General features: G+C 67.4%; 16 protein-coding genes. 11 read left to right on the plus strand and 5 right to left on the minus strand.

Annotation, left to right across the window (positions count from 1 at the left end):
• Positions 1-44 precede the first annotated feature (44 nt).
• Together A5651_RS18900 and A5651_RS18905 are read left to right on the plus strand one after the other, a co-directional pair.
• Complete coding sequence (locus A5651_RS18900; RefSeq protein ID WP_066984296.1) at positions 45-1,805, plus strand: amidohydrolase family protein; 1,761 nt, start codon at positions 45-47, stop codon at positions 1,803-1,805.
• A gap of 19 nt (positions 1,806-1,824) precedes the next feature.
• Positions 1,825-2,742 (plus strand): NADP-dependent oxidoreductase, encoded by a 918-nt coding sequence (locus tag A5651_RS18905; RefSeq protein WP_066984413.1) that lies wholly within the window; start codon positions 1,825-1,827, stop codon positions 2,740-2,742.
• A gap of 6 nt (positions 2,743-2,748) precedes the next feature.
• On the opposite strand, the gene A5651_RS18910 is transcribed toward A5651_RS18905, so the two are convergent.
• From A5651_RS18910 to A5651_RS18920, 3 genes are read right to left on the minus strand one after another with little or no spacing between them, the layout of a single operon-like run.
• Positions 2,749-3,504, minus strand: coding sequence for a DUF899 family protein (locus A5651_RS18910; protein WP_066984299.1), 756 nt, complete (start codon positions 3,502-3,504; stop codon positions 2,749-2,751).
• Between the two features lie 17 nt (positions 3,505-3,521).
• A complete protein-coding gene (locus A5651_RS18915) occupies positions 3,522-4,190 on the minus strand; it encodes a maleylpyruvate isomerase family mycothiol-dependent enzyme (protein ID WP_231988740.1) in 669 nt (222 codons plus the stop codon).
• 5 nt (positions 4,191-4,195) lie between these two features.
• Positions 4,196-4,894, minus strand: a complete 699-nt coding sequence (locus tag A5651_RS18920) for a DUF899 domain-containing protein (protein WP_066984420.1) — start codon at positions 4,892-4,894, stop codon at positions 4,196-4,198.
• 90 nt (positions 4,895-4,984) lie between these two features.
• Here A5651_RS18920 and A5651_RS18925 point away from each other — a divergent pair, with 90 nt between their 5' ends.
• From A5651_RS18925 to A5651_RS18935, 3 genes are read left to right on the plus strand one after another with little or no spacing between them, the layout of a single operon-like run.
• Positions 4,985-5,317, plus strand: coding sequence for a helix-turn-helix transcriptional regulator (locus A5651_RS18925; protein ID WP_066984302.1), 333 nt, complete (start codon positions 4,985-4,987; stop codon positions 5,315-5,317).
• Positions 5,314-5,751: an SRPBCC domain-containing protein gene (locus tag A5651_RS18930; RefSeq protein ID WP_066984305.1), complete on the plus strand. Its 438-nt coding sequence runs from the start codon at positions 5,314-5,316 to the stop codon at positions 5,749-5,751. The genes A5651_RS18925 and A5651_RS18930 overlap by 4 nt, the downstream gene beginning before the upstream one ends.
• A gap of 23 nt (positions 5,752-5,774) precedes the next feature.
• Positions 5,775-6,131: an NYN domain-containing protein gene (locus A5651_RS18935; RefSeq protein WP_066984424.1), complete on the plus strand. Its 357-nt coding sequence runs from the start codon at positions 5,775-5,777 to the stop codon at positions 6,129-6,131.
• 202 nt (positions 6,132-6,333) lie between these two features.
• Here A5651_RS18935 and A5651_RS18940 read toward each other — a convergent pair whose 3' ends face one another.
• The gene (locus tag A5651_RS18940) at positions 6,334-6,645 is read right to left on the minus strand and encodes a hypothetical protein (protein ID WP_066984308.1); all 312 of its coding nucleotides are present in this window, start codon (positions 6,643-6,645) and stop codon (positions 6,334-6,336) included.
• A 142-nt stretch (positions 6,646-6,787) separates the two neighbouring features.
• On the opposite strand from A5651_RS18940, the gene A5651_RS18945 reads away from it, so the two are divergent.
• On the plus strand, positions 6,788-7,237 hold the full coding sequence (locus tag A5651_RS18945) for a DUF4383 domain-containing protein (protein WP_066984426.1): 450 nt from the start codon (positions 6,788-6,790) through the stop codon (positions 7,235-7,237).
• A gap of 4 nt (positions 7,238-7,241) precedes the next feature.
• Here the strand turns inward: A5651_RS18945 and A5651_RS18950 are convergent, their stop codons facing one another.
• On the minus strand, positions 7,242-7,889 hold the full coding sequence (locus A5651_RS18950) for an MOSC domain-containing protein (RefSeq protein WP_066984430.1): 648 nt from the start codon (positions 7,887-7,889) through the stop codon (positions 7,242-7,244).
• Between the two features lie 121 nt (positions 7,890-8,010).
• Here A5651_RS18950 and A5651_RS18955 point away from each other — a divergent pair, with 121 nt between their 5' ends.
• The 5 genes from A5651_RS18955 to A5651_RS18975 all read left to right on the plus strand — a co-directional run bounded on the left by A5651_RS18955 (position 8,011) and on the right by A5651_RS18975 (position 14,237).
• The gene (locus A5651_RS18955; RefSeq protein ID WP_066984311.1) at positions 8,011-8,484 is read left to right on the plus strand and encodes a peroxidase-related enzyme; all 474 of its coding nucleotides are present in this window, start codon (positions 8,011-8,013) and stop codon (positions 8,482-8,484) included.
• Positions 8,485-8,557: 73 nt separating this feature from the next.
• Entirely contained in the window at positions 8,558-9,439 is an 882-nt protein-coding gene (locus tag A5651_RS18960; protein ID WP_066984314.1) for a TIGR03854 family LLM class F420-dependent oxidoreductase, read from the plus strand.
• A 21-nt stretch (positions 9,440-9,460) separates the two neighbouring features.
• Positions 9,461-13,393, plus strand: a complete 3,933-nt coding sequence (gene hrpA / locus A5651_RS18965) for an ATP-dependent RNA helicase HrpA (protein ID WP_066984317.1) — start codon at positions 9,461-9,463, stop codon at positions 13,391-13,393.
• Between the two features lie 112 nt (positions 13,394-13,505).
• Positions 13,506-13,919 carry a hypothetical protein gene (locus A5651_RS18970; protein ID WP_066984320.1) on the plus strand — a complete coding sequence of 138 codons (414 nt, stop codon included), beginning with the start codon at positions 13,506-13,508 and terminating at the stop codon, positions 13,917-13,919.
• Positions 13,920-13,943: 24 nt separating this feature from the next.
• A complete protein-coding gene (locus A5651_RS18975) occupies positions 13,944-14,237 on the plus strand; it encodes a hypothetical protein (RefSeq protein ID WP_066984323.1) in 294 nt (97 codons plus the stop codon).
• Positions 14,238-14,244: the final 7 nt, after the last annotated feature.

Consider the following 14,244-nt stretch of genomic DNA (forward strand, 5'->3'; position numbering starts at 1 on the left):
ACCGGCTGCGTGGGGCAGAAGCAACGGGCAGATAGGGAGTTATCGTGTTCGACCTCAAGATCACCGGCGGCACCGTCGTCGACGGCACGGGCGCAGACAGGTTCACCGCCGATATCGCTGTCAAGGATGGCAAGATCGTCGAACTCCGTCGCCGCGGCCCGAACGATGCGCCGCTGGAAGGCAACGCGGCAGAGACGATCGATGCGACGGGCAAGATCGTCGCGCCCGGCTTCGTCGACATCCACACGCACTACGACGGCCAGGTCAGCTGGGACAGCCTGCTGGAACCATCGAGCGGACACGGTGTGACCACCGTAGTCGCAGGCAACTGCGGCGTCGGCTTCGCGCCGGTGCGGCCAGGCCAGGAGGACTGGCTGATCGGCTTGATGGAGGGCGTCGAAGACATCCCAGGCACCGCGCTCACCGAGGGCATCTCCTGGGGCTGGGAGAGCTACCCCGAATACCTGGACGTGATCGAGAAGCAGGATCTCGCGATCGATGTGGGCAGCCAGATCGCGCACGGAGCGGTTCGTGCGTACGCGATGGGGGAGCGCGGCGCCCGCAACGAGCCGGCCTCCCCGGAAGACATCGCCGCGATGGCGCGCATCGTGCAGGAAGGCATCGAGGCCGGCGCACTGGGCTTCTCGACGTCACGCACCCTTGGCCACCGGGCCATCGACGGCGAGCCGGTCCCCGGCACATTCGCCGCGGAGGACGAGTTGTTCGGGCTCGGGCGGGCGATGGCCGCCGGTGGACGGGCGGTGTTCGAGTTGGCACCACAGGGCGTCGCCGGCGAGGACATCATCGCGCCGAAGAAGGAACTCGAGTGGATGCGACGCCTCGGCGCCGAGATCGACCGCCCGATCTCCTTCGGCATGATCCAGGTCGACGCCGCGCCCGATCTGTGGCGCGAACAGCTCGAGATCTCAGCGGACGCTCATGCCGCCGGAGCCGAGCTGTACCCGCAGATCGCCGCGCGGCCGTTCGGCATGCTGTTCGGCTTCCCCGGGCACCACGCCTTCACGCACCGACCGACCTTCCGCCGGCTGAAAGCCGAATGCGACAGGCAGGAGCTGGCGCAACGTCTCGCCGATCCGGCCGTCAAGGCCGCGATCCTCAGCGAGGACGATCTGCCACCCGACCCGAACCTGTTGTTCGACAACATGTTCGCCCTTGTTCAGTATTCGCTGGGCCGCATCTTCGCACTCGGCGATCCGCCCGACTACGAGCCGACGCCCGATCGCGCGGTCGAGAAGATCGCCGCCGACCGTGGCGAAGATCCGCTGTCGGTGCTCTATGACCTGATGCTCGAGCGTGACGCCACGTCGATGCTGATGCTGCCGTTCTACAACTACTTTTACGGCAACCATGACGCAATCCGCGAAATGCTGCTGCATCCCGCGGGCGTGGTGGGGTTGTCGGACGGCGGTGCTCACTGCGGCATGATCTGCGACGCCTCGTATCCCACCTTCCTGCTTACCCATTGGACCCGCGATCGGCGTCGGGGCGAAAAGCTTCCGCTGGAGTACGTGGTGCGCAAGCAGTCTCACGACACCGCGCAGCTGTTCGGGCTGTCCGATCGCGGTGTGATCGAGGTCGGCAAGAAGGCCGACGTGAACGTCATCGACATGGAGGCGCTGACGCTGCACCCCGCGCGGATGGCCTACGACCTGCCCGCGGGCGGTCAGCGTCTGGTCCAGGAAGCGTCCGGCTACACGGCGACGATCGTCAGCGGCGTCGTGACGCGACGCAACGGTGTCGACAGCGGCGCACGTCCCGGCCGTCTGGTCCGTGGGGCGCGATGAGCCCGGCGAATCTCGCTGCATGAAAGCCGTTGTCGCAAACGACCGCGCCGCCGGCGTCGCCGCACTCGCGGTGACCGAGTTGCCCTACCCGCATTTGGCGGAGAACGACGTCGTCGTCAAGGTCCATGCCGCGTCGTTCACCCCCGACGAACTCAGCTGGCCGGGCACATGGACCGACCGCGCGGGCCGGGACCGGACGCCGACCGTGCCCGGGCACGAAGTGTCCGGAGTGGTCGCCGAGTTGGGTTTCGGCACCACGGGGCTCGAGGTCGGCCAGCCCGTCTTCGGGCTCACGGATTGGTGCCGCAACGGCACGCTCGCGGAATATGTTGCGGTGGAGGCGCGTAACCTCGCCCCGCTGTGGCCCGATGTCGACCACGTCGGGGCGGCGGCGGTGCCGATGCCGGGGTTGACCGCCTCGCAGGGCCTGTTCGACCACGGGCATTTAGCCGCCGGGCAGACCGTCCTGATCCACGGCGCGGCAGGTGGAGTCGGATCGATCGCGGTGCAGCTCGCGGCTCAGGCCGGAGCACGGGTGATCGGCAGCGGACGGAGCGCCCACAGGCAGACGGTGCTGGACCACGGAGCCGACGAGTTTCTGGACCTGCAGCAGGACCGACTGGACGACGTCGGGCAGGTCGACGTCGTGTTCGACGTTCTCGGCGGCGAGATCCTCGACCGCTCCGCACCTCTGGTGCGTCCGGGCGGCACGCTGGTCACCATCGCCGAACCCCCCAGTGTGCTACCCGAGGAGGGACGGGCGGTGTTCTTCATCGTCGAGCCCGACCGCCGCGGGCTGGCGGCGCTGGCGCAAAAAATGCAGGAAGGCGCAGTGAAACCCGCTGTCGGCGCGGTGTTCTCACTTGATCAGGCGCCGGCGGCATTCGACCCTGCTCACCGGGCACACGGTAAGACGGTCATCCGGGTCGCCGAGTAGCCGGCGCTACCCGCCGAGGGTGTCGGACCGTCCTTCGGCAAGCCGCGACCACTGCGGGATGGGCCGGCCGTCGATCCGCGTGTTCGAACCGTCGACCTGCCAGTCCTGCGGCCACCCGGGCGGCGAGTCCTCCCACGGCTCCTGACGTCCGTACACCGTGAGGTCCATCAAGGCCAGGCTGTAGTCCATCGCCTCCACGCCGCGTCGCGTCGTCCAGTACGTCTCGAAAACACGACCACCGTCGCGCAGGTAGCACACGATGTGCATCATGCCGGGGATGCGGCCGACGAGAAGCGTCTCGAGGGAGGGAAGCGCCGAATACCACGGCATCTGCCAGCCCATGAACTCGCGGTAGCGCGCACTTTCGGGGTACGGCCCCTGGCAGAACACCGCGTAGGTGATGTCGCGGGAGTGAAGGTACGACAACTCCTGCACCTGCGTGGTCACCCACGTGCATCCTTCGCACTGCTCGGGCGCCGACTTTCCTGCATGCCACATGAAGTAATAGGCCAAAAGCTGCCTGCGCCCGTCAAAGGTTTCGAGTAATGTGACCGGCCCGTCCGGTCCCGTCAGTTCGGAACCGGCGTCGACTTCCACCATGGGCAGGCGTCGGCGCGCCGCGGCAAGCTCGTCACCCTGGCGAATGTGCGCCTTCTCGCGAACGCGCAGGCGTGCGAGGGCAGCCTCGAAGGCCGCCCGGTCAACGGGCGGCGGCGTCGGCGCATTGCTGACGGAATCATGGTGTGGCGAGTCGCTTTTCACCGTCTCTCTCCCTCGGGCTACTCGACGACGTCTGCTTCGGCGGGGCCGAACAAGAACAGGTGATCGAGTACCGGAGCCGGGTCGCTCGACCAGTCCATCGCGGCCAGCTGGTTCCGACTGCGCCGACCGGTGCGCCAACGTAGAGCCTCGAACCGTGTGGTGAATAAGGATAATTCCCGTCCACCCTCCGGCCCGCTGCGATACTCGGCGTCCTCCACCTTCACGCGCAACGGCACCGGCGTCCGAAGGTTGGCGAGCAAGCGGTCCGACGAGTAGTGGACCGCGTCCGAGCCGCGGGCCCCCGGTGTGCCCAGCGCAGCGCGGATGTCGTGCTCGTGGCACGCGATATCGCCGACCGGCGGCTCCAGGCCATCGTTCGCGGCGCGTGAGGTAAGCCGGGCCACCGCATCGGCCCAGACCGCGTCGATCTCCGTCACGTCCTGGCCCGCGAAGCGCGCAACTTGGTCGGCTGTCTGCGCATCGCTCGGCGCGCCCGTCAACCGTCCCTCCGCCCAGTCGTCGGCGACAGCGGCGAGGTGGGCGACGACATCGCGCACCGACCAGCCGGGGCAGGCCGGTACCGAGGTGTTCAGCCCGGCGTCATCGAGACCGCCGACCAGTTCCATGATCCGATCCTTGGTGTCCTGATAGATCTCGGCCACCCGGAGCGGGTGGGCAGTCGTCACATCGATCACCGTTCCTCCGTGGGCTCTTCGCGTCCGTACTCGTCGTGCCAGCGCCACCATTCGTAGGGTTTGGTCTGGGGGTAACCCTCGGGGGAATCCTCCCAGACCTCTTGGCGCCCAAGGGCGGTCATGTCGAGGAAGTTCCAGGTGTTGACGAACACCTCGTCGCCGCGGTCGTCGATGAAGTATGTACGGAAGATGCGGTCCCCGTCACGGATGAACGCGTTGGTGCCATGCCATTCAGCGACACCGAAGTCGATGTCGAACGCTGCGTCGGGTCCGGGCACGATGGTGTACCAGGGGTGGTCCCACCCCATGCTCGCCTTGATGCGGGCGAGATCGGCCTGCGATCCGCGGGATACGTACACCAGCGTGGTGTCGCGGGCATTCAGATGTGCCAGGCTGCCGATGTGGTCGGCCATCAACGAGCAACCGACACAACCATGTTCGGGCCAGCCGTGGACGCCGGGATCGACGAACGCGCGGTAGACGATCAGCTGGCGTCGGCCGGCAAACAGATCCAGCAGGCCGACCCTGCCGTCCGGCCCGTCGAACTCGTAGGTCTTCTCGACAGGTGTCCAGGGCATTCGCCTGCGCATCGCGGCGAGCGCGTCACGCGCGCGGGTGTGCTCCTTCTCCTTGATTAGCATTTCGGCTCGAGCGGCCTCCCACTCCTGCGCGGACACTATCGGCGGCGTGTTCATGTGATCTCCTTCGGTGTGTCGAAGATCGTTCAACATTTCAGTTGAATAACATCGCCCAGCACATCACGGGCCGTGGTTATAGTCAACAGAATGGTTGAAGATCAGGTGTTGGACCGCGCCTATGCGGCGCTTGCGGATCCAACGCGGCGCCGTCTGCTGGAAACGCTGCGCGGGGGCGACGCCCGCATCTCCGACCTGGCCGCACCGCTGCCGATGACGTTCGCGGGCGTCTCCCGACACATCGGCGTGCTGGAGTCGGCGGGGTTGGTCCGCCGCGAAGTTCGCGGGCGTGAGCACTGGCTGTCTCTGCGACCGGACGGGTTGAGCAGCGCCCAGCAGTGGATCAACGAGCAGACGGAATTCTGGACCGCGCGGGCCGACGCGCTGTCTGCGCGCCTGCGCCGCAAGAAAGACATGCGATGAGCGACGCGGCAACCGTCCGTCTCCAACGGGTCATGCCGGCCCCGCCGGACGTCGTCTTCGATGAGTGGATCGACCGGGAAGCGTTGCGGGAGTGGATGTGCCCGCGACCGGTCCGGGTTCTCGACGTCACCGTGGAACCTCACGTAGGCGGCACGGTGCGCTTCGACGTGGACGACTCGGGTACCCGCGTAGTGATCAGCGGCCGGTTCCTGGCGATCGATCGGCCCCGGCTGCTGCGCTTCACATGGACGAACTCGAATTGGCCGGAAGCCACCGACAGCGTCGTCACCGTCACCTTCGAACCGGTCGGTGACGGCGAGACGCTCATGTCGCTCAAGCATTCTCTGTTGCCGCCAGAGGAATTGGAGAGCTTCGACAGCGGCTGGGCTCTTACCGTCGACCAGCTCGCAGCGGCGTTGGGCGGTCGCGGGTGACGCAGCGCTGGATCGTCGACGCGATGAACGTGATCGGCAGCAGGCCGGACGGCTGGTGGAAGGACCGCCGACAGGCCATGGCCCGCTTGGTGAACCGGCTCGACCGCTGGGCATCGGCCGATGACCGCCGAGTGACTGTGGTCTTCGAGAAACCGATGTCACCGCCGATCATGTCGTCGGTGATCGAGATAGCGCACGCGCCGCGGGCAGCACCCAATTCCGCTGACGACGAGATCGTCCGACTCGTCTACGCCGACGATGCCCCGCACGACCTCACCGTGGTGACATCGGATGGCGCTCTCGCCGAGCGGGTCCGACGCGCAGGCGCATCGGTGTGCCCAGCCGCCGGTTTCCGTGACCTCATCGATCCCGCAGGCTGATTGCCGCTCCGCAGAAGCACAATGTCGCGGTGAACGTCCTCGCCTGCGCAAACGGTCGATTCGCGCTGCGCCCGCTGCGACGGCGTACGCGACGACTGCGTCGCCGTGGCCGCTGCCCTCGAAACCCCTTGGCGCAGCTGTCATTTAGGCGGCTCTGTGTGCCGGTTGCGCGCACACCGCCGGTTCGTATACGTAAGCGGCGTCAGCCCGGGTTCTGGCTCATGCCGTAGCACGTGCCGTAGTGCTCGGGCGAGCACGGGATGCCGTTGACCGAATCGAAGCCGTTCGGGTTATTGACAATGTGAGGCCCGGCATTCGACGGAGGCGGAATCGGTGGGAGCGGCGCGGCCGCACCACCACCTCCGCCGCTGATGCAGACGCCTTCGAAGCGGGTCGGCTTCGTGCCCCATGGGCACGTGGTCTCGGCCGCGGCGGGTGACGCGACGGCCAACGGTCCGGCGGCGAGGGCGATAGCAAACCCAACCAGCACCGCACCGCGCTTTACAGTCACCATCTCAGCTCTCCGAACGTCTCGACCGGCCCGGATCAGCGTAACCCGCGCAGCCGGTTCCTGCGGTCGAGGTGAGGCGCTTGGCTACATCTACTACCGAGCGTAGTATAGGATGAAGACCTACCGACAACGTCCGGAGGTGCCCGTGAAGTGGAGTTTCGCCCAAATCGGCGTGCTGATCATCGCCGCGTTCCACGTCATTCAGGCGGTCGTCGGTCTCATCATGGAACCCAGCTTTGCGACGGGCCCCGGCGCGCCGACCGTTCAACTGCTGGGGATGGACTACAACGGGTGGCACGCGGTCGCGGGCCTCGCTTTGTTCGCCCCCGGCTTCGTCTTTGCACTGCGCAAGTCCTGGTCGGTGCTGTACCTGCTCATCGGCGCGGTGGCGGGAGCGCTGCCCGGTGTCTGGGCACTCTTTTCCCACCAGGTCGCCTACGTGTTCACGTTTCCCAACAACACCGTCGATGCGGTGGTGCACTTCGTGACCGCCGCCGTGATGATAGCCGTCGCCGTGATCCAGATCCGGATCGACGGCGGCTGGCGGAACTCGCTTGCCGACCTGCACACGCCCTCGACCCGAAACGCCCGATAGCCTCTCAGCTCACGCGACGGCGCGCGTATGCCTTGAGTTCCGACGAGAGCGCCTCGACGTCCAACAACTGCGGCAGCAGCGTCGGATCGGACATCCTGGCGCGGAACACGAGATCGATCGTCACGTCGTGATCGGGCCGGTAGTCGACGATGATCGCGTCACCGGCGCGCACCGTGCCCGGCGAGATGACGCGAAAGTAGGCGCCGGGTTTCCCGGCGTCGGTAAACGTTTTGATCCAATTCCTCAGCTGCAAGAACGCCGAGAAGGTGCGACATGGGGTGCGCGGCGCGGACACCTCGAGGACGAGCCCGTCGTCGCCGACGCGCCAGCGTTCGCCGATGCGCGCGCCAGTGACGTCGATGCCGGTCGTGGTGAGGTTCTCGCCGAACATGCCGTTGATCAGCGGACGGTCCAGCCGGGTTTCCCACTCGTCCAGGTCTTCTCGCGCGTAGGCGTACACCGCTTGGTCGTCGCCGCCGTGCAGTTTGGGGTTGCCGATCGTGTCGCCGACCAGGCCGCTGCCCAGACCGCCGCGCATCGGTCCCGGCGGCCGCACCAGCACGGGTTCCTGTGTCGCCAATTTGTCGATGCCCGTGGAGCGCGACGGCTTGTCGGGGTTCTCCCGGACTCGTGCGATGTTGACCGACAACACATGTGCCACCGGCACAGCGTATGGGGCCCATCTGCGAGGCCGCAGTCCGGCCACCGCCGGCATTTGAATCTGCGGTGGCGGAAAGGTTGGTTCCTCCAGCGGTCACGGGCATCGTCGGGCCATGACGACCACTGCCGAACCCCGTGCCGCGCTCACCCCCACCCGCATCTCGCGCCTTGACGTGCCAGAGGTCGAGGACCTCCAGAACGGCGGGCTCACGGCGCGTGAACGCGAAGTGATCGCGACAGTCGTCTCGGGTGAAAACCGTTGCGCCCACTGCCATACCAACCACGCCAACAAGCTCGGCAAAGTCGCGGGGGATTGGTCGTTCGGCCAGCGGGTGGCCATCGATCACCACCAGGTCGCCGAACTGACCGAGCGCGAACACGCACTGGCCGATCTCGCCGTGGCCGTCAACAACGATCCGCAGTCCATTCGCGACGGTGATTTCGACCGGTTACGCCAACTCAGGCTCGATGACCACCTAATCCTGGAGGCGATCTCGATCGCGGCCTTCATCGGCGCGACCAACCGGATCGGCATCGCCCTGGCGGTGCCGCCCAATCCTGAATACACCGGCGTCCCGCAGTACTGAGCGCGGCCCACCCGCGGCACAAACGGCGCTCCTCGCGTGTTGCGATGGAGACCGGTGACGCGAGGAGGCGCGAGTGAAGATCCGTTTCGGTGTCGGCCTTGGCCCGAGTCCGGGCCCCGATCGGCTGGTTGATGTCGTCGATCAGCTCGAGACAGCGGGCGTGGACTCGCTGTGGTTTTCCGAGCTGGTGTATTCGCCTCTGGTCGACCCGTTCGTAGGGATGGCGGTCGCGCTCGCGCGGACCACGCGGCTCAAGGTGGGCACCTCGGTGGCGGTACTACCGGGCCGACATCCTGTGCTGGTGGCCAAACAACTGGCGTCGCTGGCGGCTATCGCACCCAAACGGGTGCTGCCCGTCTTCGGTCTGCGCTCGGCGCTTCCGGTCGAGCGCGATCTGTTCATGGTGCCCGACGGTAAGCGCGCGGCCGTCTTCGACGAGTCACTGCGGTTGTTGAGCACGGTGTTGCGCGAGGACGACGTGACGTTCCGCGGTGAATACTTCACCGTCCGAGATGTCCGGGTGCTCCCGAAACCGGATCCGCCGCTTGATATCTGGATCGGCGGGGCCACCGCGGCGGCGTTCCACCGTATCGGTGCACTGGGCGACGGCTGGTTGGGCAGCTTCCTGACTCCGGCCGAGGCGGGCCGAGCACGCCAGGCGATCATCGCAGCAGCCGAGGATGCCGGCCGCGACATCGAACCGGACCACTACGGCATCAATCTCGCCGTCGGCAACGGGGAGCTGCCTGCGCCGGTGCTCGCCGCGGTGCGCAAACGCCGCCCCGATCTAGATCCCGCCGAGCTGGTGGCTGCCGATTGGCCAACCCTGCATCGACGGCTCGACGACTACATTGCGGCAGGGCTGACCAAGTTCGTCATCAGGCCGGCGGGAGAGATCGACAGCGCAAATTTCGTGGAAACGTTCGCGGCCGAACTGCTGCCGCGGCAGACCTAGGCCGTCGCTATCGTTGCCGGAGTGGCCGAACCATCCGTCGCGGAGTTGCGGAGCCGCCTCGACGGGCTGGCCATCCGCGACGCCGCTCGGCTGCGCAGACGTTTGAAGAACCTGCGCGGTGCGAGCCCCGACAAGCTAGGCCAGCTTTCCGAGCAGATCACTCGCGCCGAGGCGCTGGTCGCCACCCGGCAGGCCGCGCTGCCCACGATCACGTATCCGGACCTGCCGGTCAGCTCGCGACGCGACGAGATCGCCGCGGCGATCCAGGCGCACCAGGTTGTCGTGGTGGCCGGCGAAACCGGGTCAGGCAAGACCACCCAGCTGCCCAAGATCTGTCTAGACCTCGGCCGCGGCATCCGCGGCACCATCGGCCACACCCAACCGCGGCGGCTCGCCGCCCGCACGGTCGCGCAGCGCATCGCCGACGAGCTGAGCACCCCGCTGGGCGATGTGATCGGCTACTCGGTGCGGTTCACCGACCAGGTCAGCGACCGCACGCTGGTCAAGCTGATGACCGACGGCATCCTGCTCGCTGAGATCCAGCGCGACCGGCGGCTGCTGCGCTACGACACGCTCATCATCGACGAGGCGCACGAGCGCAGCCTCAACATCGACTTTCTTCTCGGTTACCTGCGCGAATTGTTGCCCCGCCGACCCGATCTCAAGGTGATCGTCACCTCGGCGACGATCGAGCCGGAGCGTTTCGCCGCGCACTTCGGCGGTGCCGAAAGTGGATCCAGCGGCGGTGCGCCGATCGTCGAAGTGTCCGGCCGCACGTATCCCGTCGAAATCCGTTACCGCCCTTTGGAAGTCCCGGTCGTGTCCTCAGACGAGGACGACCCCGATGATCCTGACCACGAAGTCGTGCGTACCGAGGTGCGCGACCAGACGGAAGCCATCGTCGGGGCCATCGACGAGCTCGCCTCAGAGCCGCCCGGCGACGTCCTGGTGTTCTTGTCCGGCGAGCGCGAAATCCGCGATACTGCGGAGGCTTTGCGTGCCGTCGTCGACGAGCTCACTGAGGTGCTGCCGCTATACGCGCGGCTGCCGACCGCCGAACAACAGCGGGTTTTCACACCGCACCGGACCCGTCGCCGGATCGTGCTCGCCACCAATGTCGCCGAGACGTCGCTGACCGTGCCGGGCATCCGCTACGTCGTCGACCCGGGCACCGCACGCATCTCGCGCTACAGCCGCAGGACGAAGGTTCAACGGCTTCCGATCGAACCGATCTCGCAGGCGTCAGCGGCGCAGCGGGCGGGCCGCTCGGGACGTGTCGCGCCGGGTGTGTGCATCCGCCTCTATTCCGAGGAGGATTTCGCGTCGCGGCCTCGTTATACCGATCCCGAGATCCTGCGGACGAACCTCGCCGCGGTGATCCTGCAGATGGCCGCTCTTCACCTCGGGGACATGGAGAGCTTTCCGTTTCTCGACCCACCCGATCGGCGCAGCGTCCGCGACGGTGTGCAGCTGTTGCAGGAACTGGGCGCTTTCGACGACAAGGGCGCGATCACACCCGTCGGCCGCCGGCTCGCACAACTACCCATCGATCCGCGGTTGGCCCGAATGATCCTGCAGGCCGACGCCGAAGGGTGCGTCCGCGAGGCGCTGGTGCTGGCGGCCGCGCTCGCGATTCCGGACCCACGTGAACGCCCGGCCGACAAGGAGGAAGCCGCCCGGCAGAAGCACGCCCGATTCGCCGATGAACACTCCGATTTCATCTCCTACCTCAACCTGTGGCGCTACCTACGAGAGCAGCGGAAGGAGCGGTCCGGCAACTCGTTTCGCCGCATGTGCCGTGACGAGTTCCTGCATTACCTCCGCATTCGGGAGTGGCAGGACCTCTCCGGGCAGCTGCGCAGCATCACCCGCGACATGGGAATCCGGGAGCAAGATGCTGCTGCCGACCCCGCGCGGGTTCACGCCGCGGTGACCGCGGGCTTCTTGTCGCATATCGGTCTGCGAGAAGGTGATTCGCGCGAGTTCCAGGGCGCACGCAATGCTCGCTTCGTGCTGGCGCCAGGGTCGGCACTCACCAAACGGCCGCCCCGCTGGGTGGTCGTCGCCGATCTGGTCGAGACCAGCCGGTTGTTCGGCCGCACCGCCGCACGCATTCAGCCCGAGGACGTCGAACGCGTCGCGGCCCATGTGGTCCAGCGCAGCTACAGCGAGCCCCACTGGGACGCCCAGCGCGGGGCGGTGATGGCCTTCGAGCGGGTCACGCTGTATGGCCTTCCGTTGGTGACGCGCCGCAGAGTGAACTACGGTCCGATCGACCCGCCACTGGCCCGCGAGCTGTTCATTCGCCACGCCCTCGTCGAAGGGGAGTGGGAGACGCGTCACCACTTCTTCCGCGACAACGCGCGGCTACGCGCCGAGTTGGAGGAACTGGAAGAGCGGGCCCGGCGGCGCGATCTACTCGTGGGCGACGACGAAATCTACGCGTTCTACGATGCCCGCGTTCCCGCCGCTGTGGTCTCCGCGCGCCACTTCGACGCGTGGTGGAAGAAGCAGCGCCACACGACACCTGACCTGCTGACGTTCACCCGTGATGACCTGCTCCGCGCCGACGACACTTCCAGCGCCGGGCGCCCCGACGCCTGGCAGGCCGGCGATGTCACGTTGCCGCTGACGTATCGGTTCGAACCCGGCGCCGCCGACGACGGCGTGACGGTACACGTCCCCATCGACGTGCTGGCGCGCCTCGGCGGCGACGAGTTCGCGTGGCAGGTGCCGGCGCTGAGGCAGGAGCTCCTCACCGAGCTCATCCGCTCACTGCCGAAGGACTTGCGCCGCAACTTCGTCCCCGCTCCCGACACCGCCCGCGCGGTGATGGCCGCGATCAACCCCGCCGACGAGCCGCTGCTGGACGCCCTCCAGCGCGAATTGCGCCGCCGCACCGGCGTTCTTGTGCCCATCGACGCCTTCGACCTGGACAAGCTGCCCGCCCATTTGCGGGTGACGTTCTCGGTCGAGTCTGCCGACGGCACCGAGGTCGCCAAGGGCAAGGATCTGGCCGCGCTGCAGGAGCGGCTGGCCGGCTCGGCCCAGTCGGCGGTCGCCAGCGCCGTCGGCGGTGAACTCGAACGCGCGGGACTGCGCGGCTGGCCCGACGGTGTCGACGAGCTTCCGCGCAGCATCGAACGCACGGTGGGCGGTCGCACGGTCCGGGGCTTTCCCGCGTTCGTCGACGCAACCGCCGCGGTGGATCTGCGTGTGTTCGCAACCGCGGCGGAGCAGCAGCGACACATGGGGCCGGGGACGCGACGCCTGGTGCGGCTGAGCGTCGCCTCGCCGATGAAATCTCTTGAACGACAGCTCGATCTGCGCACCCGTCTGACGCTCGGCGCGAACCCCGACGGGTCCCTGTCGGCACTGTTGGACGATTGCGCCGACGCCGCGGTCGATGCCCTGGTGCCCGCGCCGGCATGGACGGCGGCCGACTTCGCTGCGCTGCGAGACCGGGTGGCCAACGAATTGGTGCCGGCGAGCATAGACATCGTCGCAGGCGTCGCCAAGGTGCTGGCCGCCCAGCACGACGTGCAACTGCTGCTGCCCGCTCAGCCGCAGGCGGCCCAGGCCGAGGCGATCGAGGACATCCGCGCGCAGATGGACCGACTGCTGGCACCGGGATTCGTCACCACGACAGGGCGAGCCCGGCTCGCCGACCTCGTCCGCTATCTGACCGCGATCCGCCGCCGCCTCGAGCGGCTGCCGCATGGTGTCGAGGCCGACCGCCAGCGCATGCGGCAGGTGCACGCCGTCGAGGACGCCTACGACGACGTGGTGCAGGCGCTGCCCGTGGCGCGGCAGGAGTCCCCCGAGGTGCGCGACATCGCATGGCAGATCGAGGAGTTGCGGGTGAGCCTATGGGCCCAGCAGCTCGGCACGCCGCGCCCGGTCAGCGAGCAGCGGATCTACCGGGCGATCGACGCCGTGGCGGGCGGCGCCTGATTCTTGGGATCGGTAGCGATCCCACGGCGCTGTACTAACCGCAACGTTCGTCACCCGACGAGCGATACGGCATACAGAGCATGAATTCGCCACGGCGAAGGGACCTCCACACATGAGCACCCATAAGCGCACACGGATTATTGCGGGGGCGCTGCTGTCGGCGGGCATCGCGCTCGGCGGGGCAGGACTTGCCGAGGGCACCGCGCAGGCGCTGCCGGGCGGATCGCTGCCACTCGGCTCGTGGCCCGGATGCCCCGAGAACAGCCCGGAGGGCCCCTGCACCTGGTGCCCCGGCGACCCACCGGTGGAGACCGGCAACAAGCGTGTCTACCCGGTGGTTTGGGATGAGAGCGTCTGCCACACCTACTGGTACGTCTACAGCGGCCAAGGCAACGTCGCCCACAACATCTTCGAGGGAGCCACGCCGCCGCCCCCGCCACCGCCGCCGCCGAACCTGACGCCGCCGCTTCCGCCGGGGTGGTGCTGGTCGCTGTTCATCCCGACGACCAGTTGCCCTAACGGGTGAGCGATCGCCCGTTACGATCACCGGATGTTCCGCATCGATGGGATAGACGGCGAAAGCATTGTTGTCGACGGCAATTGGGTCGAGAAGCTGCGAGCGAACTCCTCGCGCGGGCGCAATCCCGCCGACAAGTACGCCGGCACGCAGATCGAGGAATTCAGCCGGCGCAAGAAACTGTTCGGCAGCGAGAAGGAGCAGCTGCTGCAGGTAATCGTCAACGTCGGCACGTTCTACTCGCTGAAGGTTCCCGCCGAGCGACGTGCTGAGGTAGATGCGCTGGTGGCCGAGCTGGAGAAGGCACGCGATCGCGCGTCGTCCTGAGACTCGG

This window comes from Mycobacterium sp. 1274761.0 (assembly GCF_001668615.1).
GTDB lineage: Bacteria > Actinomycetota > Actinomycetes > Mycobacteriales > Mycobacteriaceae > Mycobacterium.

Coding starts and splice junctions, on each gene's coding strand:
- A5651_RS18905 (WP_066984413.1), top strand. CDS start 1,825: ATGAAAGCCGTTGTCGCAAACGACCGCGCCGCCGGCGTCGCCGCACTC.
- A5651_RS18920 (WP_066984420.1), bottom strand. CDS start 4,894: ATGAACACGCCGCCGATAGTGTCCGCGCAGGAGTGGGAGGCCGCTCGA.
- A5651_RS18925 (WP_066984302.1), top strand. CDS start 4,985: ATGGTTGAAGATCAGGTGTTGGACCGCGCCTATGCGGCGCTTGCGGAT.
- A5651_RS18930 (WP_066984305.1), top strand. CDS start 5,314: ATGAGCGACGCGGCAACCGTCCGTCTCCAACGGGTCATGCCGGCCCCG.
- A5651_RS18935 (WP_066984424.1), top strand. CDS start 5,775: ATGAACGTGATCGGCAGCAGGCCGGACGGCTGGTGGAAGGACCGCCGA.
- A5651_RS18940 (WP_066984308.1), bottom strand. CDS start 6,645: ATGGTGACTGTAAAGCGCGGTGCGGTGCTGGTTGGGTTTGCTATCGCC.
- A5651_RS18955 (WP_066984311.1), top strand. CDS start 8,011: ATGACGACCACTGCCGAACCCCGTGCCGCGCTCACCCCCACCCGCATC.
- A5651_RS18970 (WP_066984320.1), top strand. CDS start 13,506: ATGAGCACCCATAAGCGCACACGGATTATTGCGGGGGCGCTGCTGTCG.
- A5651_RS18975 (WP_066984323.1), top strand. CDS start 13,944: ATGTTCCGCATCGATGGGATAGACGGCGAAAGCATTGTTGTCGACGGC.